The organism is Actinosynnema sp. NPDC053489 (assembly GCF_044544865.1).
Lineage (GTDB): Bacteria > Actinomycetota > Actinomycetes > Mycobacteriales > Pseudonocardiaceae > Actinosynnema.
In genome coordinates this window covers 159189-181165 of record NZ_JBITXT010000012.1, presented here as the reverse complement: position 1 = coordinate 181165, position 21977 = coordinate 159189, and the positions used below count along the sequence as shown (strand labels likewise).

Annotated in this window: 24 protein-coding genes and 1 riboswitch; of the genes, 17 read left to right on the top strand and 7 right to left on the bottom strand. The window is 73.1% G+C overall.

The window, feature by feature from the left end; translation table 11 throughout:
- The first annotated feature begins 24 nt into the window (after window positions 1–24).
- Together ACIGNX_RS26285 and ACIGNX_RS26280 are read left to right on the top strand one after the other, a co-directional pair.
- On the top strand, window positions 25–576 hold the full coding sequence (locus ACIGNX_RS26285; RefSeq protein ID WP_396543361.1) for a sigma-70 family RNA polymerase sigma factor: 552 nt from the start codon (window positions 25–27) through the stop codon (window positions 574–576).
- Window positions 573–1271, top strand: a complete 699-nt coding sequence (locus ACIGNX_RS26280; protein ID WP_396543360.1) for an anti-sigma factor family protein — start codon at window positions 573–575, stop codon at window positions 1269–1271. The genes ACIGNX_RS26285 and ACIGNX_RS26280 overlap by 4 nt, the downstream gene beginning before the upstream one ends.
- A gap of 92 nt (window positions 1272–1363) precedes the next feature.
- On the opposite strand, the gene ACIGNX_RS26275 is transcribed toward ACIGNX_RS26280, so the two are convergent.
- Entirely contained in the window at window positions 1364–2320 is a 957-nt protein-coding gene (locus ACIGNX_RS26275) for a zinc-binding dehydrogenase (protein WP_396543359.1), read from the bottom strand.
- Window positions 2321–2899: 579 nt separating this feature from the next.
- On the opposite strand from ACIGNX_RS26275, the gene ACIGNX_RS26270 reads away from it, so the two are divergent.
- The 4 genes from ACIGNX_RS26270 to ACIGNX_RS26255 all read left to right on the top strand — a co-directional run bounded on the left by ACIGNX_RS26270 (window position 2900) and on the right by ACIGNX_RS26255 (window position 6018).
- On the top strand, window positions 2900–3676 hold the full coding sequence (locus ACIGNX_RS26270) for a DUF4383 domain-containing protein (protein ID WP_396543358.1): 777 nt from the start codon (window positions 2900–2902) through the stop codon (window positions 3674–3676).
- A 128-nt stretch (window positions 3677–3804) separates the two neighbouring features.
- Complete coding sequence (locus ACIGNX_RS26265; RefSeq protein ID WP_396543357.1) at window positions 3805–4461, top strand: M50 family metallopeptidase; 657 nt, start codon at window positions 3805–3807, stop codon at window positions 4459–4461.
- Window positions 4462–4668: 207 nt separating this feature from the next.
- Window positions 4669–5637 carry a TIGR03557 family F420-dependent LLM class oxidoreductase gene (locus ACIGNX_RS26260; RefSeq protein ID WP_396543356.1) on the top strand — a complete coding sequence of 323 codons (969 nt, stop codon included), beginning with the start codon at window positions 4669–4671 and terminating at the stop codon, window positions 5635–5637.
- Window positions 5638–5727: 90 nt separating this feature from the next.
- Entirely contained in the window at window positions 5728–6018 is a 291-nt protein-coding gene (locus ACIGNX_RS26255) for a WhiB family transcriptional regulator (protein WP_396543355.1), read from the top strand.
- A gap of 162 nt (window positions 6019–6180) precedes the next feature.
- On the opposite strand, the gene ACIGNX_RS26250 is transcribed toward ACIGNX_RS26255, so the two are convergent.
- Window positions 6181–6972, bottom strand: coding sequence for a SigB/SigF/SigG family RNA polymerase sigma factor (locus ACIGNX_RS26250; protein ID WP_396543354.1), 792 nt, complete (start codon window positions 6970–6972; stop codon window positions 6181–6183).
- On the bottom strand, window positions 6969–7337 hold the full coding sequence (locus ACIGNX_RS26245; RefSeq protein ID WP_396543353.1) for an ATP-binding protein: 369 nt from the start codon (window positions 7335–7337) through the stop codon (window positions 6969–6971). Before ACIGNX_RS26245 ends, ACIGNX_RS26250 begins: the two co-directional genes overlap by 4 nt.
- Before the next feature lie 188 nt (window positions 7338–7525).
- Between ACIGNX_RS26245 and ACIGNX_RS26240 the strand changes: the two genes are divergently transcribed.
- Window positions 7526–8281 (top strand): ATP-binding protein, encoded by a 756-nt coding sequence (locus ACIGNX_RS26240; RefSeq protein ID WP_396543352.1) that lies wholly within the window; start codon window positions 7526–7528, stop codon window positions 8279–8281.
- A 23-nt stretch (window positions 8282–8304) separates the two neighbouring features.
- Here the strand turns inward: ACIGNX_RS26240 and ACIGNX_RS26235 are convergent, their stop codons facing one another.
- Window positions 8305–8718, bottom strand: coding sequence for an STAS domain-containing protein (locus ACIGNX_RS26235; RefSeq protein ID WP_396543351.1), 414 nt, complete (start codon window positions 8716–8718; stop codon window positions 8305–8307).
- Window positions 8719–9159: 441 nt separating this feature from the next.
- On the opposite strand from ACIGNX_RS26235, the gene ACIGNX_RS26230 reads away from it, so the two are divergent.
- From ACIGNX_RS26230 to ACIGNX_RS26190, 9 genes are all read left to right on the top strand, one after another.
- Complete coding sequence (locus ACIGNX_RS26230; protein WP_396543350.1) at window positions 9160–9399, top strand: hypothetical protein; 240 nt, start codon at window positions 9160–9162, stop codon at window positions 9397–9399.
- Between the two features lie 69 nt (window positions 9400–9468).
- Window positions 9469–10056 (top strand): CDP-alcohol phosphatidyltransferase family protein, encoded by a 588-nt coding sequence (locus tag ACIGNX_RS26225; RefSeq protein ID WP_396543349.1) that lies wholly within the window; start codon window positions 9469–9471, stop codon window positions 10054–10056.
- A 61-nt stretch (window positions 10057–10117) separates the two neighbouring features.
- Window positions 10118–10501 carry a glycine cleavage system protein GcvH gene (gene gcvH / locus ACIGNX_RS26220; protein WP_396543348.1) on the top strand — a complete coding sequence of 128 codons (384 nt, stop codon included), beginning with the start codon at window positions 10118–10120 and terminating at the stop codon, window positions 10499–10501.
- Window positions 10502–10617: 116 nt separating this feature from the next.
- Complete coding sequence (garA, locus tag ACIGNX_RS26215; protein WP_033427969.1) at window positions 10618–11079, top strand: glycogen accumulation regulator GarA; 462 nt, start codon at window positions 10618–10620, stop codon at window positions 11077–11079.
- Window positions 11080–11093: 14 nt separating this feature from the next.
- Window positions 11094–11771 (top strand): MerR family transcriptional regulator, encoded by a 678-nt coding sequence (locus ACIGNX_RS26210; RefSeq protein WP_396543347.1) that lies wholly within the window; start codon window positions 11094–11096, stop codon window positions 11769–11771.
- Between the two features lie 144 nt (window positions 11772–11915).
- Window positions 11916–12389: a bifunctional nuclease family protein gene (locus ACIGNX_RS26205; protein WP_053720858.1), complete on the top strand. Its 474-nt coding sequence runs from the start codon at window positions 11916–11918 to the stop codon at window positions 12387–12389.
- 458 nt (window positions 12390–12847) lie between these two features.
- Window positions 12848–13414, top strand: a complete 567-nt coding sequence (locus ACIGNX_RS26200) for a MerR family transcriptional regulator (protein ID WP_396543346.1) — start codon at window positions 12848–12850, stop codon at window positions 13412–13414.
- 81 nt (window positions 13415–13495) lie between these two features.
- Window positions 13496–13586: riboswitch (glycine riboswitch) on the top strand.
- Between the two features lie 152 nt (window positions 13587–13738).
- Entirely contained in the window at window positions 13739–16627 is a 2889-nt protein-coding gene (gene gcvP / locus ACIGNX_RS26195; RefSeq protein WP_396543345.1) for an aminomethyl-transferring glycine dehydrogenase, read from the top strand.
- Between the two features lie 97 nt (window positions 16628–16724).
- Window positions 16725–17819 (top strand): hypothetical protein, encoded by a 1095-nt coding sequence (locus ACIGNX_RS26190; protein ID WP_396543344.1) that lies wholly within the window; start codon window positions 16725–16727, stop codon window positions 17817–17819.
- Here ACIGNX_RS26190 and ACIGNX_RS26185 read toward each other — a convergent pair.
- Window positions 17780–18208: a DUF3224 domain-containing protein gene (locus ACIGNX_RS26185; RefSeq protein WP_396543343.1), complete on the bottom strand. Its 429-nt coding sequence runs from the start codon at window positions 18206–18208 to the stop codon at window positions 17780–17782. The two genes, ACIGNX_RS26190 and ACIGNX_RS26185, sit on opposite strands and share 40 nt — an antisense overlap.
- Window positions 18209–18256: 48 nt before the next feature.
- Here ACIGNX_RS26185 and ACIGNX_RS26180 point away from each other — a divergent pair, with 48 nt between their 5' ends.
- Window positions 18257–19219 carry a helix-turn-helix transcriptional regulator gene (locus ACIGNX_RS26180; RefSeq protein WP_396543342.1) on the top strand — a complete coding sequence of 321 codons (963 nt, stop codon included), beginning with the start codon at window positions 18257–18259 and terminating at the stop codon, window positions 19217–19219.
- Window positions 19220–19257: 38 nt separating this feature from the next.
- Here the strand turns inward: ACIGNX_RS26180 and ACIGNX_RS26175 are convergent, their stop codons facing one another.
- Both ACIGNX_RS26175 and ACIGNX_RS26170 read right to left on the bottom strand, forming a co-directional pair.
- Entirely contained in the window at window positions 19258–19791 is a 534-nt protein-coding gene (locus ACIGNX_RS26175) for a hypothetical protein (protein ID WP_396543341.1), read from the bottom strand.
- A gap of 357 nt (window positions 19792–20148) precedes the next feature.
- The gene (locus tag ACIGNX_RS26170; RefSeq protein WP_396543340.1) at window positions 20149–21927 is read right to left on the bottom strand and encodes a substrate-binding domain-containing protein; all 1779 of its coding nucleotides are present in this window, start codon (window positions 21925–21927) and stop codon (window positions 20149–20151) included.
- Window positions 21928–21977 lie beyond the last annotated feature (50 nt).

Sequence of the window (21977 nt, the reverse complement as noted above, 5' to 3'; positions counted from 1 at the left end):
GAGGCGACGAGAGGAGTGGGGCGGATGGCGGCTCTCTGGTCCCGGAAACGGGAGGCCGCGGCCGACGAGGCGCTGATCCGGTCGCTCTACGAGGAGCACGGGCGGGCGCTGCTCGCGTACGCGACGCGGCTGACCGGCGACCGGGCGGCGGCCGAGGACGTCGTCCAGGAAACCCTCGTGCGCGCCTGGCGGCACCCGGACGCCCTGGTCAACGGCAAGGGCTCGGTCCGCGGCTGGCTGCTCACCGTGACGCGCAACATCGTCACCGACCGGTTCCGGGCCAGGGCGGCGCGGCCGCAGGAGGTGGCCGAGGGGCACGCGACGCCGCCGGTGGCGCGGGACCACGCCGACTCCGTCGTGGACTCGGTGGTGGTGCTCGAAGCCCTGGACCGGCTGTCCTCCGACCACCGCGACGTGCTGCTGGAGATCTACTTCCGCGGCCGGAGCGTGACCGAGGCGGCCGCGGCGCTGGGCGTGCCGCCGGGCACGGTGAAGTCCAGGTCCCACTACGCGCTGCGGGCGCTGCGCGAGGCGTTCACCGGGCAGCGGGTCGTGTTGGAGGGGGTGGCCGGATGACCGCGGACCACGATCCACAGCTGCTCGGCGCGTACGTGCTGGGCGTGCTGGACGAGCACGAGGCGGCCGCGGTGCGGGAGCACCTGGCGTCCTGCCCCGGGTGCCGGGCCGAGGTGGCCGGGCTGCGGGCGGTGGAGGAGGCGATGGGGGACGTGCCACCGGAGGCGCTGCTCGACGGTCCGCCCGAGGGCGGGGACCTGCTGCTCCAGCGGACGTTGCGGCAGGTGCGGTCCGAGCGCGCCGGCCGGGCGCGCCGCCGGCGGGTCGGGGTGGGGCTGGTCGCGGCGGCCGCCGCGGCGGTCGTGCTGGGTGGCGGGTTCGCGGTCGGCCGCGGCACCGCGCCGGACGTGGCGGTCCAGCAGCCGGTGAACCCGCCCGCACCGCCGGCCGGGACGAAGCTCGGGTCGGCCACCGACCCCCGCACCGGCGCGCGGATGACCGTGCAGGTCCGACCGGCCGCGGGGTGGGTGCGGGTCAACGCGTCCGTGGCGGGCGTCGCGCGGGACGAGAGGTGCCGGCTGGTCGTCGTGGCCAAGGACGGCAGCAGGCAGGAGGCGGGCAGCTGGCTCGTCTCGGCGGTGGGGGAGCGGGACGGCACCAACCTCGACGGCTCGGCGCTCGTCGCGCCCGAGGACGTCGTGGCGGTCGAGGTGCGCAACTTCGCCGACGAGCCGATCGTGACAGTGCCCGTTTAGTCGGGCCGGTCCAGTCGGGCCCGGTTGGTCGGGCCCGGTTGGTCGGGCCGGTGTGGACCCCCGTCCGCGGGGTGCGGGGGTCCACACCCGCGTCACGGCTTCAGCACGACCTTGCCCACGGTCGCGCGGCTCTCCAGCGCGACGTGCGCCTCGGCGGCCTGGCTGAGCGGGAACGTCGTGGTGAGCGGCGTGAGCCTGCCCTCGGCCAGCGCCCGCAGCGACAGCTCCTCCAGGCCGCGCAGGCTCGTGCCCTTCATCATCCGCGGGCCGACCACGACCGACGCGGTGATGCCGAGGCGGTACAGGTCGGCGGTCTCGATCCGGGTCGGCTCGCCCGCCGACCAGCCGAACAGCAGGATTCGGCCGCCGACGCCGAGCAGCTCCAGCGCCCGGCGGCCCGGCTCGCCGCCGACGCCGTCGAGCACCACGCTCACCTCGCCGATCCCGTCGGCCCAGCCCGGCCGGGTGTAGTCGGCGACCACGTCCGCGCCCAGCTGCCGGACGAGGTCGAGCTTGGCGGTGCTCGCCACGCCGACGACCCTCGCCCCGACCGCCTTGGCCTCCTGGACGAACAGCGCGCCCAGGCCACCGGCCGCCGACGTCACCAGGACCACGTCGTCCGGGGTCAGTTCGGCGATGCGCAGCACGCCCAGGGCCGTGCGGCCGGTGCCGATCATGGCGACGGCGGCGTCGTCGGACACGTGGTCGGGCACCTCGTGCAGGGACGCGGCGTTCACCACGGCCTGCTCGGCGTAGCCGCCGCTCGCCTGGCCGAGGTGGGCGACCACGCGCTTGCCCAGCCAGTGCGGCTCGACCCCCTCGCCCAGGGCCGTGACGACACCGGCGACCTCCCGGCCCGGTGTCATCGGCAGCCGCGGCAGCGGGAACGGCCCACCGCCCTCGCCGCGGCGGATGGACGTGTCGAGCAGGTGGACGCCGGCCGCGGACACCGCGACCCGCACCTGGCCGGTCGCCGGTTCCGGGTCGGGAACGCGCTCGAAGCGCAGGTTCCCGGCCGGGCCGAACTCGTGCTGGACGATGGCGTGCATCCCCTGATCCCCCTCCGGAGTTCCTGGCCGCCCACGCTAGGAGTTCCAGTTAAGTCGAGGTCAAGCGATCTTGGCGGTCGGCGGGTCGTAAATGGCGAACGCCATAATCGCTTTGACGGAGAGCCGTTCGTTCGGAGATAGTTCACAGCGACACCGCGGTGGTGTTCGTCGACCACAAAGGGGACCATCGTGAACCACAGGGAGACCGACTGGAACGGCTCCGCGACGCGCGCGTCCGGCGGCTCGTCGCGGCGCTCCTGACCTGCCTGTACGTCAATAAAGGCGATACAGAGGGTAATTATTCGAAAATCATATCGACCTATTGGTCGCGATGATCGGCGCGCATTCCGGCGCGGTACGGCGGCCCGACCTCCACGGGGTGGGTCGGGGTGGATAAACCCCGGCACGACGGGGTGGGTGACTCCTGTCCGGAAAGGGGGGACGGGCTCGTGCGCCCGTCCCCTGCCCCGTTCGGCCCAAGCGCGGGGTCCGGGCTGTTTGCGGCTCGGGGAGGGCGGGTAGTCGGTGGGCGTCCGGAGCCCGGTCAGACGGGCTCGTGGTCCCCAGTTGGAGGGCGAGATGACCCACCACTCGACCGTCGGTCGCGTCAAGGTCGCGGGCCTGCAACCCGCCCAGGTGCTGGCAGGTCTCGTCGGCCTGGTGTTCCTCGCGTTGGGTGTGCTGGGCTTCGTGCGCACCGGGTTCGGCGACTTCGCGGGCGACCAGCACGCGATGCTGCTCGGGTTCACGCTGAACCCGCTGCACAACGTGGTCCACCTGGCGTTCGGCGTCCTCGGCCTGCTCATGGCGAGCACGTCCGGCCTGGCCCGGCTGTACGGCTGGATTCTGTTCCTCGGCTACGGCGCGGTGCTGCTGTGGGGCCTGGCGCTGGCCGGTGTGTTCTCCAGCAACCCGGTCGCCGGCCTCGGCAACCCGCTGGCGCTCAACGTCAACGACAACTGGCTGCACCTCGGCCTCGCCGCGGTCGGCCTGCTGATCGCGGTGCTGCCGGCGCGGCGCAAGATCGTGACGGAGGACGTCGTGGACCAGCGGACCGGGGAGCCCGTCACCCCGGTCGGTGGTCCGGAGGCGACCGTCGCGGACGCGCGCCCCGTGGGCGAGGGTTACGGCCGGGAGGGTTACGGCCGGGAGGCCAGCATCCGCGACCCCAGGGCCGACGAGGTGACGCGCGAGATGCCGACCCAGCGGGTCGACGACTCGGCGCACGGCGTGCACGGTGCCCACCGTGACGAGCGGGTCGAGTCCATGGACCCGACCGTGAGCGCGCGTCCGGTCCAGCCGATCGACCCGGCCATCGCGGAGCGGCACAGGTCGCGGTTCAGCCGCGGGCGTTGAGCCCCGGCTCCGAGAGAGCAGTCGTAGAGGGCAGTTGTCCGGCGGCGGTGCGCGGTCCGTGAGGGCCGGGCACCGCCGCTTCGCGTCGCGGGTCGTCCGCGTCGGGTGCCGTGGCATGCTGGGTCGTGATGTCGACTCTGACGAAATGGGCGCCCGCGGTGCTCGCGCTGGTGCTGGTCGCCAGTCCCGGTGTGTGGCGCATCAGCAGGCACGTCGTCACCATCGCGCACGAGGCGGGGCACGCCCTCGTCGCGCTGCTCACCGGTCGGCGGTTGGAGGGCATCAAGCTGAACTCCGACACGTCCGGGGTCACGGTGTCGCGCGGCCGGCCCACCGGCGTGGCCGTGGTGCTCATGTACTTCGCCGGGTACGTGACGCCGTCGTTGCTGGGGCTGGGTGCGGCGGCGCTCGTGACGGCCGGGCAGGTCCGGCCCCTGCTGTGGGCGACGGTGGGGTTGCTCGTCGGAATGCTGGTCATGATCCGCAACGCGTTCGGCGTGCTGTCGGTGGTGCTGACCGGGGCGGTCATGGTCGTCGTGTCGTGGTACGCGGCGGAGGAGTGGCAGGTGGCGTTCGCGTTGTTCGTGACGTGGTTCCTGCTGCTGGGCGGGGTGCGGCCGGTGGGTGAGTTGCAGCGGCGGCGGATGCGGGGGATGGCCCGGCAGTCGGACGCCGACCAGTTGGCCCGGATCACGCGGGTGCCGGGGTTGGTGTGGGTGCTGCTGTTCGCCGGGGTGACGGTGGGGGCGTTGGTGGTCGGTGGGCGGTTGCTGTTGCCGCTGTGAGGGTGGGGTGAGGGGCCCGGTCGTCGAGCCGGGCTCACGGGGTGGCGGCGGGTCCGGCGTGGACCCGGTGCGGGTGGTGTCCAAAGTGGATGGTTCGGTCGTCGGGCCTTCGCGTCCCCGGCCCTCCTCCGAAGCGCCGACGCCGACCCGGTGCGGGCTCGCGTGGCCGCGGAGGTTTGGGTGGGGTGGGGCGGGTAACCGGGGTGCATGGTGAGCATCGGTTACTTCCTCTCCTGTGAGGAGCACGAGCCGCGCGAGCTGGTGCGCCAGGCGCGGTGGGCCGAGGAGGCCGGGTTCGAGCGGTTGTGGATCTCGGATCACTTCCACCCGTGGAACCGGGAGCAGGGGAACAGCCCGTTCGTGTGGTCGGTGATCGGGGCGTTGTCCGAGGTCACGTCGTTGCCCATCACGACCGCTGTCACCTGTCCGACCGTGCGGATTCACCCGGCGGTGGTGGCGCAGGCGGCGGCCACGGCGGCGTTGCAGTGCCGTGGCGGGTTCACCCTCGGGGTCGGGTCCGGCGAGGCGCTCAACGAGCACATCTTCGGCGACCCCTGGCCGTCCGCGCCCGAACGGCTGGAGATGCTGGAAGAGGCCGTCGAGGTGATGCGCGCGCTGTGGACCGGCGAGGAGGTCAGCCACCGCGGCAAGCACTACACCGTGGAGAACGCCCGCCTCTACACCGTGCCGTCGTCACCCGTTCCGGTGTACGTGTCGGCCTTCGGGCCGAAGGCGGTCGAGTTGGCCGGGCGGATCGGCGACGGGTTCTGCTCCACCATGCCGGACGCGTCGCTGGTCCGGAAGTTCCGCGACGCGGGCGGCGGCGACAAGCCGACCCAGGCCGGCTTCAAGGTGTGCCACGCGCCGTCGGCCGAGGCCGGCGTGAAGACCGCGCACCGGCTCTGGGCGAACGAGCAGCTCCCGGGCGAGCTGGCCCAGGTGCTGCCCACCCCGAGGCACTTCGAGCAGGCGTCGACGCTGGTCACCGAGGAGATGGTGGCCTCCGCGCTGCCCGTCGGCCCCGACCCGCAGCCGTACGTCGACCGCGTCCGCGAGTTCGCCGACGCGGGGTACGACGAGGTCTACGTCAACCAGATCGGACCGGACCAGGAGCAGTTCTTCGCCTTCTGGACGGAGTCCGTCGCACCCGCGCTGGGAAATCCACCCGGCCGATGACCCATCGATGCGGCACGCCACGTTTGCCCCCCGGGGACCAGCGGGTAAGCCGTGATCAAGCACCTGTCACACCGCAAGGGGGTTCCTCCGATGACCAGCACCGCGCGCTTGCCCAAGCCAGTGACCGACGTCTGGGACTGGCAGAAGGAAGGGCTGTGCCGAGGCCGCGACAGCGCGGTCTTCTTCCACCCCGACAACGAGCGCGGCTCCGCCCGCGCCGCCCGCGAGGACAAGGCGAAGCAGCTCTGCGCCCAGTGCCCCGTGATCGACCCCTGCCGCGAGCACGCGCTCGCCGTCCAGGAGCCCTACGGCGTGTGGGGCGGCATGGGTGAGGACGAGCGCCGTCGCGTCCTCGCCGGTCGTCGCCGCTCCGCCGCCTGAGAACGCCGACTCGGACGAACCCCGTCCCGCAGACGCAACGAGGCCGCCTGACGATGCCAGGCGGCCTCGACGCTTCCGGTGCCCATTGCTTCCGGTGCCCATTCGCGCTCGGTGCCCGCGCTCTTGGCGCCTACCCCTCTCGATGCCCGCTCGGTCAGGGCCTCATTCGGTCAGGCCGTCGCGCAGCTGGCGCAGCGTCTTGGCCAGCAGCCGCGACACGTGCATCTGCGAGATGCCGACCTTCTGGGCGATCTGGGTCTGCGTCATGTTGCCGAAGAACCGCATCACCACGATCTTGCGCTCCCGCTCGGGCAGCTTCTCCAGCAGCGGGTGCAGCGCCTCCCGCTGCTCGATCGCCTCCAGCTCCGGGTCCTCCTCGCCGAGCGTGCTGCCCAGCGAGATGGAGCTGTCGTCGGCCACGAGCAGGTCGTCCAGCGACGCGCTGTGGTAGGCGTTGCCCGCCGCCAGCCCCTCGTGGATCTCCTCCCGGCTCAGGCCCAGGTGCTGCGCCAGCTCGCTGGGCGTGGGCGCGCGGCCCAGCTCCTGCGACAGCCGCGCCGAACCGGCGTTGATCGCCAGGTGCAGCTCCTTGAGCCGCCGCGGCATGCGCACCGACCAGCTCGAGTCCCGGAAGTACTTGCGGACCTCGCCCATGATCGTCGGCACCGCGAACGACAGGAAGTCGCTGCCGCGCTCCGGGTCGAACCGGTCCACCGCGTTGATCAGGCCGACCGTGGCCACCTGCACCAGGTCGTCGTGCGGCTCGCCCCGGTGCCCGAACCGCCTGGCGATGTGCTTGGCCACCGGGAGGTGCTCGGTCACCAGCTCGTCGCGCAACCGCTCCCGCGCCGGGTCGTCCTTCGCGGTCGCGGCGAGCCGGACGAACAGCGGCGCCAGGTGGTCGTAGTCACCCTGGGTGCCGGAGCGTGTCGTGCCCCCCTCCGCCGTCGTCACGCATCCACCGTCCCCAACGACCTCTTGACCAGGTCGATGTGCAGCTCGAACACCTCGGACTGCGGCGCCACCCACGTCGTGACCGAGTCGACCAGCGCGCTCAGCACGCGCCAGCCGAAGCTGTCCCGGTCCGGCGGCGCGGCGCGCTGGGAGTCCACCTTGGTGAACACCTGCACCGATCCGTCGACCACGACGAACTGGGCGCTGAGCACGGCGCCCGGCGTGGCCAGCGAGATGAGGGTCGAGCACGCCTCGTCCACCGCCAGCTTCAGGTCCTCGATGGAGTCCAGGTCGAAGTCCTGGCGCATGGCGATGTCCGCCGCCACGGCCCGGACGATGGACAGCTGCGTGGGGTCGGCCGCCATCCGCAACTCGACCCCGGCCAGGGCGCTATCCGACTCGCCGCTTCGCGGCTCAGTGTGCGACACGCTCACCTCGTCGTCCGTTCTGTCTCGATGTGCTGCTGAAGCTACCGGTACCCGAATTGATCGTCGCTCACACGTGTAGCGGGCGCGCGCGGAGGGAAGACTGCTTGGTGCGACGGGGAGGCCCATTGACAGATCAACTCGCGGACCACCGCTGGGGTGTGGAGTTCCCGGCCCGTGCCCGGGAGCTCTCGGCGGTCCGCGCCCAGCTCGACGCCTGGCTGGCCGCGGAAGGACTGTCCGAAGACGACCGGTACGACCTGCTGGTCGCCGTGAACGAAGCGGCCAGCAACGCCGTGGAGCACGCCTACGGCCCCGACGAGCAGGGCCTCGTCCAGATCGACGCCCGGGCCACGCCCGACGGCGCCATCCGCGTCGCCGTCGTCGACCACGGTACCTGGCGCGTGCCGCCGCCGACCCTGAGCGCCCGCGGCCGCGGGCTGCTGCTGATGCGCGAGAACGTGGACGAGGTGCGGGTCGACCGGGGTGCGGGTGGGACCACCGTCACCCTGGTCCTGGCGCCGCGGCACGCCGGGCGCGGCACCCACCCGGCCGCGCCGGAGCACGAGGACGCCGTCACCGTCACCGCGCGGGACGGCTGGGTCGAGGTGCGGGTGCACGGCGACGTCCCGGGGCACGCCGAACCGGCCGTCCGCCGCCGCATCCTCACCGCCGCCCGCGGCGGCACCGTGCCGATCGTGGTGGACCTGCTCACGCTCGGCGAGCACAGCGAGGGGCTCATCCGCAGCCTCCAGGCGGTGGCCGAGGCCGTCGCGGCGGCCGGCAACAGGCTGGTCGTCCGCGCGCCCGCGCCGGGTCACGCCCGACGCGCGCTCGTCGCGGCGGGCGTGGACCAGGTCGTCGACCTGGTCCCGCACCCCTAGCACCGCACCGCCGACCGCGTCCGTCAGCGCGACCCGCCGGCCAGCGCCTCCTCGACCGACGCCGAGACGCTGAACACGTCGCCCAGGCCCGTCGCGACCAGCGGGCGCGTCACGGCCCGGTCCACGGCCACGACCCGGAACTCCGCGTCCCGGGCCTTGGCCTGCTGGGACGCCTCCACGAGCACGGCCAGGCCGGCCGAGCCGAGGAAGGTCACCCCCGACAGGTCGAGCACCAGGGTGCGACCGTCGAGGTGCCGCAGCGCCTCCGCCCGGAGCTGGGGCGCGGTCAGCATGTCGACCTCACCGCTCACCGACACCACGGCGACACCGTCGGCCGGGGTGCGGACGCTGAGCCCGAGCTGCCCGGCCGCCGGGCTGTCGACCGCGGCGGACTCGGCTCCGCTCGTCGCCACGACGTTCGGATCCTGAACCGTCACGAGGCACTCCTCTATCAGCTGGAACCGCTGGGGGGAAGCCCGGACGCACCAGGCGCGCAGCACCGAACAGCAGCGTGGCGGACATGACTCCCCGCTAGCCGGACTTCCCGGCGCGGCTGTTGGCTCAACCGCTGCGACACCCACCGTACGTAGCCCGTGGCAACACCACAAGCGCGGGGGGTGGCGCCCTGATCGGCACCAGTGTAATGGGCGGCTCGGTGTGCGGTGGGTGGCGGACGGTGAGCGGTTTGACCCCGGCGGGGCCGGATACACCTCCCGGGAAGCGTTCCCGCCCCTGCCGCGCAACTCGGCGACGCAACCGGCCGCCGGCCGCGACAGGGCACGGATGCGGAGGTGGTCTCGACCACAGTGCCGCAGAATCGGGTGACGGGGATAACGCCACGAGGGCCGTGAGCGACGAACCCGGTGGAGGGATTTCAGATGAGCACCGGAACGGAAACCGAGTCCGAGCCCGCGAAGCACAGGGCAGCGCGTGCCGGCACAGCCGCGGCGCCGCTGCCCACAGCCCCGTGCAGCGTGGTCTGGAGCAAGGGCCACGCGTACGTGCTCGAAGGTTTCCGGGCCCGCTGGGTCGGCGTCGACGACCGCGGTCGTCCGCAGGCCCTCAGCGGTGCCGAACTGCAGCGCCGCGGCTGGAGCCGCACCCGTTCGACCAACTGAGCCCGGCGCGCGGGGCGAACCCGCGAGCCGACCACCGGGGCACGCCGAGCGGCCCTCTACAGTGCGGACGTGCCGCACGATCCCGCCGACCGGCTGCTGACCATCCCCAACGCGCTGAGCGTGTTGCGGCTGCTCGGCGTGCCCCTGTTCCTCTACCTGCTGCTCGGCCCGCACGCCGACGGCTGGGCGCTGGTCGTGCTCGTCGCGGCGGGCCTGTCCGACTGGCTGGACGGCAAGATCGCCCGGTGGCTGGACCAGGCCAGCAGGCTGGGCGCGCTGCTCGACCCCGCCGCCGACCGCCTCTACATCCTCGCCACGCTGGTGGCGTTCGTGGTGCGCGGCATCGTGCCCTGGTGGGTGGCGGCCGTGCTGGTCGGCCGCGAACTCGTCGTCGGCCTCTGCCTGCCCGTGCTGCGGGCCCGCGGCTACGGCCCGTTCGAGGTGAACTACCTCGGCAAGGCGGCCACCTTCAACCTGCTCTACGCCTTCCCCATGCTCCTGCTCGCCCAGGGCTCCTCCGCGGCGGCGCAAATCGCCCGGCCGGTGGCGTACGCGTTCATGGGCTGGGGCGGGGCCCTGTACCTCTGGTCGGGGGTGCTGTACGCCTACCAGTTCACCCTCGCGATGCGGCGACGGCCGGGTGTCGCGCCGGCTTGAACGCCGACGTGGGAAGATCCGGCGCAGCGAAGATCCACCGTCATCGAAGGAGCACACCGCGGTGATTCCCGAGGAGCTCAAGTACACCGAGGAACATGAGTGGGTGCTGCGCACGGGTGAGGACACCGTGCGCGTGGGCATCACCGACTACGCCCAGGAGCAGCTCGGCGACGTCGTGTTCGTCCAGCTCCCGGAACTCGGCGAACAGGTCTCGGCCGGTCAGACGCTGGGCGAGGTGGAGTCGACCAAGAGCGTGTCCGACATCTACGCGCCGCTCGCCGGCGAGGTCGTGGCCCGCAACGACTCCCTCGACCAGCAGCCCGACCTGGTGAATTCGGACCCGTACGGCGAGGGCTGGATGGTGGAGTTGCGGCTGGAGGACCCCTCGGCGGTGGACGACCTGCTGGACGCCGCCGCGTACCAGGAGCTGGCGGCACAGGGGTGACGTCGATCTTCCGGCGGCTCTTCGGTCGGTGGGGGAGCCGCCCCTCGGACAAGGGTTCGGGCACGATAGGTTCTAGCGGTCTCGAAGCAGGTTCCAGCAGCAGGAGGAGAGCTCAGGTGAGCACGAACGACGGGCCAGGCGTTCCGCCCGAGCAGTCCCCGGAGCGGACCTCCGTTTTCCGGGCCGACTTCCTCGCCGAGGTCGAGGGCGCCGAGGCACCCGCACAGGAGCCGGCCGTCGCCGGCGTCGACGCGCTGCCGGCCGGTTCGGCGCTGCTCGTGGTCAAGCGCGGCCCGAACGCGGGGTCGCGGTTCCTGCTGGACCGCGACACGACGAGCGCGGGGCGGCACCCCGACAGCGACATCTTCCTCGACGACGTGACGGTCTCCCGCCGGCACGCCGAGTTCCGCCGGGAGGGCGGCGAGTTCGTGGTGATCGACGTGGGCAGCCTCAACGGCACCTACGTCAACCGCGAGCCCGTCGACCAGGCGGTGCTGGCCAACGGCGACGAGGTGCAGATCGGCAAGTTCCGCCTGGTGTTCCTGACCGGTCCGGGCGCCGGGGGCCAGGGGGCCTGAGCGATGGGGCTCCGGTGACGGCGGCCGGGCGGTCACGCGGCGGGGGGTTGAGCATCGGGGCGGTGCTGGCGCAGCTGCGACCCGACTTCCCCGACGTCACCATCTCCAAGATCCGGTTCCTGGAGTCGGAGGGGTTGGTCCGCCCGGCGCGCACGGCCTCGGGGTACCGGCAGTTCACGTCGGCCGACGTGGACCGCCTGCGGTACGTGCTGGCCGCGCAACGGGACCGGTACCTGCCGCTGAAGGTCATCAAGGAGCAGTTGGACGCGGCCGACCAGGACGCGGCGAAGGCGGTGCGCGCGGTCGACCTCGCCCCGGCCGCCGGTCACCGGATCGGCCGCGAGGACCTGCTGGCGCGCGCCGGCATCGACGCGGGCGTGCTGGCGGAGCTGGAGCGGCACGGTCTGGTCAGGGCCGGCGCGGGCGGGTCCTACGACCACGAGGCGGTGCAGATCGCCTCGACCGTGCGCGCCCTGGCCGAGCACGGCCTGGAGGTGCGCGACCTGCGCCCGTTCCGCGCGGCCGCCGACCGCGAGGTGGGCCTGGTGGAGCAGGCGCTCGGCGCGGCCCACCGGCAGCGCGACCGGGACGAGGCGGTGCGCGAATTGGCGGCGCTGTCCGTAACGCTGCACACACTGCTGGTGAAGGTGGGCCTGCGCGACCTGGGCGGTCATTCCGTTTCGCCGAGGTGAGCGCGTGTCCGCATCGTGATGCGAACCGGGCGGGCGGTTGCGCACAGGGCCCGCTTGGCGGGTAGCGTCGAAACTGTACGTGGGGGATCCTCGTTCAGTAGCGGGGACGCCAGAATTTCAGCGCGCTGAGGGAGGCGAGACCCGATGAGCGAAATGCGCGTCGTGGGTGTGCGGGTGGAACTGCCCGCCAACCAGCCGATCCTGCTGCTGCGCGAAACCGAGGGCGAGCGGTACCTGCCGATCTGGATCGGATCGGTCGAGGCCACGGCGATCGCGTTGGAGCAGCAAGGTGTCCGTCCGGCCCGGCCGCTGACGCACGACCTGCTCAAGGACGTGATCGGAGCCCTCGGCCGGCAGCTCGAGCAGGTGCGGATCACGGACCTCCAGGAAGGCACCTACTTCGCGGAGCTGGTCTTCGACGGCGACATCCGCGTGTCCGCGCGGCCCAGCGACTCGGTGGCGCTGGCCCTGAGGATCGGCGTGCCGATCCACGCGGAGGAGTCGGTGCTGGCGGAGGCCGGCCTGATCATCCCGGACGAGCAGGAGGACGAGGTCGAGAAGTTCCGCGAGTTCCTCGACTCCGTCTCGCCGGAGGACTTCCGCGGCGCGGACACGTAAGCCGACCCGCTCCGGAGTCGCCTCGCCGACCGCCGGGAGGGGAGCGGAGCGGCTGTCCGGCCGCTCGACCTCCGGTCCGAGTTCGTCCTCGCCGCGCCGGGCGGGGTACCCGCGAAGAGCCGTGCCGCGGGCCGTGCGCCGTGCCCGGCCCTCCGCAGGTGTGTGCGGTGCGTTGTGGATCAACCCCGCGTGCCACCTCCGGGTGTCACCCCTCTGGGTTACACAACGTCAGTGGCAGTCGGCTAAACGATCACTAAACGTCATCCGAATGGCTTACGCCAGGCGGCTCTCTCAACCTCAACCTCACCTTGAGGTCAGACACGCTCCGCGCGTCGCGTTGACCTGCCCCCAAGGCGGTCTTACCGTCGAAGTCAGGTGAATTGCCACGGTGTGATTCGGCACCGCGGCGGCTTCACGTTGGTCGCCGGTCGTCGTGGCCGGACCGAGGGGAGGCAGGCGTGGTCGAGGAAGCGCCCATCCGGGCCGGATCCGGCGAACAGGGTGAGCTGTTCCCGGACTCCTCGCTGCCGGACGAACTGGTCGGGTACCGCGGCCCCGCCGCGTGCCAGATCGCGGGCATCACCTACCGCCAGCTGGACTACTGGGCACGCACGGGACTGGTCAACCCGACGATAAGGAGTGCCCACGGCTCCGGCAGCCAGCGGCTCTACTCGTTCAAGGACATCCTCGTCCTCAAGGTCGTCAAGCGGCTGCTGGACACCGGTGTCTCGCTGCAGAACATCCGGGTCGCGGTCGACCACCTGCGCCGCCGCGGCGTGCAGGACCTGGCCCGGATCACGCTGTTCAGCGACGGCACCACCGTCTACGAGTGCACGTCGCCGGAAGAGGTGGTCGACCTGCTCCAGGGCGGCCAGGGGGTGTTCGGCATCGCGGTCTCCGGCGCGATGCGCGAGATCAGCGGCACGATCCACGACTTCCCCGCCGAACGGGCGGACGGCGGCGGGATCGTGGAGCCCTCCGACGACGAGCTGTCCCGCCGCCGCCGCACCAGGGCCATCGGCTGACCCCGTTCGCGCACTGAGATCCACGTCGCGCCGGCGATACCGCCCACCCCCGTGCCGGGTACGATTTCGCGCGTAGTCGCTTTATCCCGCGCGGGAGAGTCCGAGTTCGTCTCGGCGCCGAAGGAGCAAATCCTCCCCGGAACCTCTCAGGCGCAAGGACCGCGCGGGTGAGACGCCTCTGGAAAGCGGGTCGGCCACCGGTCGACCCCGCCGACGGTGCAAGCCCGGCCACCGGGTGAAGCTCTCAGGCGCCCGACACCGGGCGGAAGACAGAGGGGGAGGGCAACGGCAGGAGTCTGTCCGGAGCCCTGGAGGCCAGCACCGATGACGCAGGACCGCATCCCCCTCGCCGCGCTTGAGCACGGCACGCCGTTCGCCGACCGGCACGTGGGCCCGCGGCCCGCGGAGCTGGCCCGGATCCTCGACGTGATCGGCGTCGGCTCGCTGGAGGAGCTGGCGCAGCACGCCGTCCCCGAGTCGATCCGCGAGCGCGACCTGGTGCTCGACCTCCCCGCGCCCGCCACCGAGACCGAGGCGCTGGCCGAGCTGCGCGACCTCGCGGGCCGCAACCGGCCGATGACGCAGATGATCGGCCTGGGCTACTACGGCACGATCACCCCGCCGGTGATCCGCCGCAACGTGCTGGAGAGCCCGGCCTGGTACACCGCGTACACGCCGTACCAGCCGGAGATCTCCCAGGGCCGCCTCGAAGCCCTGCTGAACTTCCAGACGATGGTCGCGGACCTCACCGGCCTGCCGCTGGCCAACGCCTCGATGCTGGACGAGTCCACCGCCGCCGCCGAGGCGATGACGCTGGTCCGCCGCGCGGGCCGGTCGAAGTCGAACAAGTTCGTCGTGGACGCCGACACGCTGCCGCAGACGCTGGCCGTCATCGAGACGCGCGCCGAGCCGCTGGGCATCGAGGTCGTCACGGCCGACCTGTCGCAGGGCATCGAGGGCCTCGGCCTGGGCGGCGACTTCTTCGGCGTGCTGCTGTCCTACCCCGGCGCGTCCGGTGTGGTGCGCGACCACGCCTCGGTGGTCGAGGAGATCCACAAGGCCGGCGCGCAGGCCGTGGTGGCCGCCGACCTGCTGGCGCTGGCGCTGCTGCGCCCGCCCGGCGAGATCGGCGCGGACGTGGTCGTCGGCACCACGCAGCGGTTCGGCGTGCCGGTCGGGTTCGGCGGGCCGCACGCCGGCTACATGGCCGTCCGCCAGGGCCTGGAGCGGCAGCTGCCCGGCCGCCTGGTCGGCGTGTCCGTCGACGCGGACGGCTCGCTCGCCTACCGGCTGGCGCTCCAGACGCGCGAGCAGCACATCCGCCGCGAGAAGGCGACCAGCAACATCTGCACCGCGCAGGTCCTGCTCGCGGTGATCGCCTCCATGTACGCGGTGTACCACGGCCCGGAGGGGCTGCGGGCGATCGCGAGCCGGGCGCACCGGATGGCGACCGTGCTGGCCGCCGGCCTGCTGGAGGGCGGCGTCGAGATCGTGCACGGCGAGTTCTTCGACACCGTGCGGGCCCGCGTCGAGGGCCGGGCCGCGGACGTCGTCGCCGCCGCGCGCGAGCTGGGCGTGAACCTGTGGCAGGTGGACGACGACGTGGTGTCGATCGCGTGCGACGAGACGACCACGCGGGCGCACCTGGAGTCGGTGTGGCGGGCGTTCGGCGTGGCGGTCGAGGACGTGGACGGGCTGGACGCCGACACGGCCGACGGCATCCCCGCGGACCTGCGCCGCACCAGCGACTACCTGACCCACCCGGTGTTCCACGCGCACCGCTCCGAGACCGCGCTGCTGCGCTACCTGCGCGCGCTGTCGGACAAGGACGTGGCGCTGGACCGCAGCATGATCCCGCTGGGCTCGTGCACGATGAAGCTCAACGCCACGGCCGAGATGGAGCCCGTCACCTGGCCGGAGTTCGCCGAGCTGCACCCGTTCGCGCCCACCTCGGACGCCGAGGGGCTGCTGGCGGTCGTCGGCGACCTGGAGCGCTGGCTGGCCGAGGTCACCGGGTACGACGCGGTGTCGCTCCAGCCGAACGCGGGCAGCCAGGGCGAGTTCGCGGGCCTGCTGGCGATCCGCGCCTACCACCGGGCCAACGGCGACGACCACCGCGACGTGTGCCTGATCCCGTCCAGCGCGCACGGCACCAACGCCGCGTCCGCCGTGATGGCCGGGATGCGGGTCGTGGTCGTGAAGTGCGACGACCGCGGCAACGTCGACGTCGACCACCTGCGCGCGACGATCGAGGCGCACCGCGACGACCTGGCCGCGATCATGATCACCTACCCGTCGACGCACGGGGTGTACGAGGACACCGTGCGCGAGGTGTGCGGGCTGGTGCACGACGCCGGCGGGCAGGTGTACGTCGACGGCGCGAACCTCAACGCGCTCATCGGCCTGGCGCAGTACGGCAAGTTCGGGTCGGACGTGTCGCACCTGAACCTGCACAAGACGTTCTGCATCCCGCACGGCGGCGGCGGCCCCGGCGTCGGGCCGATCGGCGTGCGGTCGCACCTGGCCCCGTTCCTGCCGAACCACCCGCTGCAGCCGTCGGCCGGCCCGGAGACCGGGGTCGGGCCGATCAGCGGCGCGCCGTGGGGCTCGGCGTCGATCCTGCCGATCTCGTGGGCGTACGTGCGGATGATGGGCGCGGACGGGCTGCGGCGGGCGACGCTGACCGCGGTGGCGGCGGCGAACTACGTGGCGCGGCGGTTGGACGAGCACTACCCGGTGCTCTACACCGGCGAGGGCGGCTTCGTGGCCCACGAGTGCATCCTCGACCTGCGGCCGATCACCAAGGCCACCGGCGTGACGGTGGACGACGTGGCCAAGCGGCTGGCCGACTACGGGCTGCACGCGCCGACCATGTCGTTCCCGGTGGCGGGCACGCTCATGGTGGAGCCGACGGAGAGCGAGGACCTCGGCGAGATCGACCGGTTCATCGACGCGATGATCGCGATCAAGCAGGAGATCGACCGCGTCGCCTCGGGCGAGTGGCCGGCGGACGACAACCCGCTGCGCAACGCGCCGCACACGGCGGCCTCCATCGCGGCCGAGTGGGACCACCCGTACAGCCGCGAGGTGGCGGTGTTCCCGGCGGGCACGTCCGCGCCGAAGGTGTGGCCCCCGGTGCGCCGCATCGACGGCGCGAAGGGCGACCGCAACCTGGTCTGCTCCTGCCCGCCGGTCTCGGCCTACGGCGGCTGACCGGCGGTCCTGACGCCCCGCGGCGGGTCACCCGGTCGATCGGGTGGCCCGCCGCCGTGCGGGCGGGGTGATCAACGTTCCCCCTAGAGTCGGACCGGTGAGCGCTGTCACCGTTCGTCACCTCCTGTTCACGTCGCACCGCCCGTCGGCGGGACCTCCGCGAGTCAGCAAGGTCGGCATGGTCGGTGGTGCCAGGTCCGCCGACGTCGACCTCCTGGCCGCGCTCGGCGTCACCGCGCTCGCCCCGGCGGTCGGGCACCGGGTCAAGCACGGCACCCGGCTGCTCGAACTGGCGCTGATCACCAGCTACCTGCGGACCACGCGGGCCGACGTGCTGGTGCTGCGCGCCGACGACTTCCGCTCCAGCGCCCGCCGGGTCAAGTCGTTCGTGTCCGAGGCGGTGGGGCTGGGGATGTTGGCGGCGACCGTGCCGAGCGTCGTGCTCGGGAGCGGCGCGCGGTCGACGTACGACTTCGACGCCCTGCCCACGTCCCTGGCGGGGGAGTTCCGCCGCTCCGGAGCACGTCCGGACCTGCTGTTCGCGTGGGGGCGGCGCAGGCTCGCCGGGGAGTCCCGGGCACGTGCCCGCCGGCCGCCGCGCGGGGCGACGAAGGAGCCCCGCGACCGGTTGAACCAGCTCCTGCCCTGGGCGCACGACCACAATGACCACCCGCTGGTGATGACGTGGTGCTACCTCACCAAGACGGGGATCACCGTCGACGTCTACCGCGAGATCGACGAGCGCCACTGGCCCGCGCTCGACGCGGGCGACCGGTGGGACCTCACGGCGGAACTGCGCCGGTCCGTGCGTCGCGGCGCGTGGCGGTCGGAGTCCGACGACACCGGGACCGGCGACCTCTTCGCGCGGCCGCTGTCCGGTCGGGCGCGGGTCGAGCAGGAGCTGTACGAGAGCGCGCCGCCGACCGACCTCCGCGTGGCGGGCCGGCGGTTGCGCGGGCGCTGGGCCCCCGCCGACCTGGTCGCGGGGGAGCCGGGGGTGCTGTTCCTCGGGGTGCTGGAAGATTCGGTCGCCCCGGAGGAGGGCGCGGGGATCGCCTCCCGGCTCGCGGACCGGGGCACCGACGACGGGGCGCGGTTGTCCGTGTCGATCCGCGAGCGCCTGGTCCTCGCGATGGCGTCCGAGAGGACCGGTCAGCCCTGGGAGCTGCTCGACGACCCGGCCGGCTCGTAGTCCAGCTCGAACCGGCCGGGTTCGCCGCGCGCCCAGGTGATGCGGCCCGTGCCGGTCAGGCCGGCGAGACCGCCCGAGGCGGAGACGACGGTGAAGGTGGTCTCGGCGACGCCGTTCCCGAAGCCGCCCGTGTGGTGCAGGACGAAGCTGCCCTCGCGGCCGTCCAGGGTGCCGGTGACGACCTCGTAGCCGGTCGAGGCGCAGGAGTCGTCGCCGGAGTAGGACATGACGAAGCGCTGGTCGCCGACGCCCTCCAGGCCACCGGTGTAGGAGGCGGTCATGCCGCCGACCGTATGCTTCGGGCCGGCGACCTCGTCGTGGCGCTTGCCGTCCCACGTGTGCTCGTCCCAGCTCTTCAGCTCCGCCGCGGCGGTGACGCGTGTGCTCATGGGACGAGCGTGCCCCGGTTACCTGACACCTCCTGTCAGGATGGTGCCATGCGTGCCGGTCGGTTGCTCCACCTGCTGCTCCTGCTCCAGTCGCGCGGCCGGATGACGGCGCGGGAGCTGGCCGACGAGCTGGAGGTCTCGGTCCGCACCGTCTACCGCGACGTGGAGGCGCTCGGCGGGTCCGGTGTCCCGGTGTACGCCGAGCGCGGTCCCGCGGGCGGCTACCGGCTCGTCGACGGGTACCGCACCCGGCTGACCGGGTTGACCACCGAGGAGGCCGACTCGCTGTTCCTCGCGGGCCTGCCGGGACCGGCCGCGGAACTCGGGCTGGGCGCGGTGGTGGCGGCGACGCAGCTCAAGGTGCTCGCCGCGCTGCCGCCGGAGCTGCGGTCGCGGGCGGCGCGGGTGCGGGAGAGGTTCCACCTCGACGCCCCGGGCTGGTTCCGCGGCAACCGGGGTACGCCGCACGTGGCCGCCGTCGCCGAGGCGGTGTGGCAGCAGCGACGGGTGCGGATCAGGTACGTGCGGTGGGGGCGGGAGGAGGTCGAGCGGACCGTCGAGCCGCTGGGGCTCGTGCTCAAGGCGGGCACCTGGTACCTCGTCGGCCGGACCGACGGCGGGCTGCGCACGTACCGGGTGTCCCGGGTGCTGGAGCTGACCGCGCTGGACGAGCCGTTCGACCGGCCCGCGGGGTTCGACCTGGCCGAGTACTGGGCGGGGTGGTCGGCGCGGTTCGAGGAGCGCATGTACCCGGCGCGGGTGACGGTCCGGTTGACGCCGAACGGGCTGCGCAGCGCCCCGGTCCTGCTCGGCCCCGCCGTCGCGCGGGAGCTGGAGGGGGTCGAGGCGGAGGGGGAGTGGACGACGGTCCGGGTGCCGGTCGAGTCGCTGGAGCACGCGCTGGTGGACCTGCTGCGGCTGGGCCCGGAGGTGGAGGTGGTCGAACCGGTCGAGCTGCGGGAGCGGGTCGTCGCCCGGATCGCCGCGACGGCCGCCGTGTACGCGGGGTGACCCCGGGGCGGGGGAGCCGTCCCCCGCCCCGGCGACCGTCACCGGTCGAACGCGGTGGCGCCGTTGTAGTTGCAGATGGTCGGCGCCATCACCTCCGAAGGGCTGCCCCAGCCGGCGCACTGGTAGGTCGAGTGGCCGTACCAGTCGTGGCCGAACTCGTGGGCGGCCAGGAGGGCGCGGTCGCCCACGCCGCCCATGTAGAGCGCGATGCGCTGGCCCGAACCCCAGTTGCAGCCGACGACGCGGCTGCCGCCGCCGCAGTCGGTGATGTAGCCGGTGCGGCACTCGACCGGGGTGCCGCTGGAGCTCTCGGTCAGCCCGCTCCACGCGCTCGCACCGCTGCGGATCGCCGACGCGTAGGCCGAGCAGGAGCTGAGGATGCGGTACGTCCGGGCGCTGGGCACCGGCCACGCGGCCGCGGTCGGCGGCGACTGGACGTCCGGGGGAGCCACCGCCAGGTCCGCGGCGGTGGTGGCGTGGCCCTCACCGGCCAACGCGGTCTGGCTGTTCGGTGCGACGAGGACGGCCAGCACGAGCGCCAGCAGGGCGGGCGCCAGGAACAGTTTCCTCACGGTGTTCGTCCTTTCGGGTGCAGGGTTCGCCGACGTTGTGCAGGGACGTCGGAGCACCCGAAGCTACGAGACCGCCCGGTGCCCATCAATCGGCCGGACGTGCCGCTGACCGGCGGAAACGATCAGCGGGACGGCCACCGGCCAGGAGAAACGGGGGCCGTTGACCACCCGGAATCGATTGGATGTGAATTTAACAGGTCGAATGGCGCGGATTTCTCGTTCATTCGGCGCAACGGGGCGCGGCGGTGTCACGGGCCGCGACCCGCCGCCGCGGCGGGTCGCGGTGCTCCGCGGCGGCGGCGGCCGTTCGGGTGCCCCGGCGGGGCCCTTGCTCGCCGTCGGTGCCCGGGGCGGGCGTCAGGCGGCCGACAGGAGTTGGCCCAGCGCCGCGTCCACGCCCCGGCCGTCCTCGACCACCGACACCGTGCCCCCGGTCGACCGGGCCAGCTCCGCCAGCGGCGCGCGTTCCGCGTCCGGGCCGAGCGCGATGAAGCTGATCGCGATGTCCTTGCCCGGTCCGGCCGACGCCAGCCGCGAGGTCAGCTCCTCGAACGCCAGGCCGCCGTCGTTCGCGCCGCCGGTGATCACCACGACCCGGTTGCGCTTGCCGTCCTGGTACTCGGCCCGCGCCTTCTCGTGCACCGCCAGCACGCTGGTGTAGAGCTGGGTCGCGCTGCGCGGCCGCAACGCGGCCACGCCGTCCAGCAGCGCCTGCCGCCGGTCGGCGACCGGGCCGGTGGGCACGAGCTGCCGGTACGGCTTGTCGCCGTCCAGCTCGCGGGAGAACTCCCACAGCCCCAGCGAGCCCGACACCGACCGGTTGACCTGCCCGGACAGCGCCTGCTTCACCCAGTCCAGCCGGCTGCGGCCCTCGCCGCCCGGTTCGTCCATCGACTTCGACGTGTCCACCAGCACGGTGACGACCTGGCCGTTGCCCGCGGTCGCCCACGCGGCCGAGATCTGCTGGGTCGTGTTCGCGTCGGCGGGCGCGAGCGCGTCCGTGACGGCGGCCCACCGCACGCCCGGCGACGGTTTCGGCCGCTCGGTCGTGGCGTCGACCCGCAGGCCGGCCGCCGCGAGGATCTTCTGCTGGTCCGGCTCGTGCAGGAACTCGCGGAACGCCTGGGCGGCGCGCACCTCGGCCTCGCCGACCCAGTCGCCGGCCAGCGGCACGAACGGGAAGTCGGCGATCGGCGTCGGCCCGCCCGCCGCCACCCCGTACAGGGGCTGCGACGGTGGCGTGCCGCCGTCCTTGCCGGTGTTGTGCCGGTACAGCTCCACCTCGGACACCGGCACCGCGCTGAACCCGGCCGCGTTCGCCGCGGTGTCGTCGGCGAGCAGCTTCATCGCCTCCCACGTGGTCGCGGGGGTCTGCTCGGGCCTGGCGGAGGACAGGCGGCTCATCGTGCTCTTCACCGGGTCCAGCGCCAGCATCTCGGTGGTGACCGGCCCCTTGCCCTCGGGGCTCGCGCCGGCCAGCGCCGACTGCACGGCCATCGCCGTGGCGGCGTTCGTCGCCGGGTCGGGCATGGCCACGGTGAACCGGCCCCACTCGGGGTGCCCGAAGCGGCCCCAGCCGTCGGCGGCGGCCGTCAGGTCGGGCAGGTCGGTCCAGCGGAACCCGGAACCGGACTGCACCGCCTGCGCCCGGTCCTGGTGCAGGGCCAGCAGCACCGGGCTGGTGGCGATCGACTGGGGCGCGCCACCGAGCAGGGCGGCGTCCTGCGCGCCGAGGCGGTTGGCCCACAGCATGGAGTCGGTCACCCACGCGTGCGGGCGCTCGCCGAGCTCGGCGGTGTCCCAGCCCTGGGTGAGGCCCTGGAGGACGACCTCGGAGTCGATCGACTGCACCTCGATGAGGATGCAGTGGTCGTAGACGACGGGCCGCTGCCTGCTCCACGCCTCGGCGGCCTGCTTGACGGCCTCGGCGACGCTGGGCGTCGAGGCGATCCGCAGCAGCGCCTCGCCCTCGTCGCAGTCGCCCGCCTGCGCGGCGGTCCGGCGCTCCACGACGCCGCCGACCCAGCTCCAGCCCAGCCACCCGAGCACGAGGAGGGCCACCAGGCCGACGATGGCCACCGGCCACGTCGCGATGCCGCGTCGCACCTTCGTCCGCAGCGCGCGGTGTCGAGACATCGTCTTCCCTCTCAGCGTCCGACCGACTACGGCAGGCGAATCCCGACCGG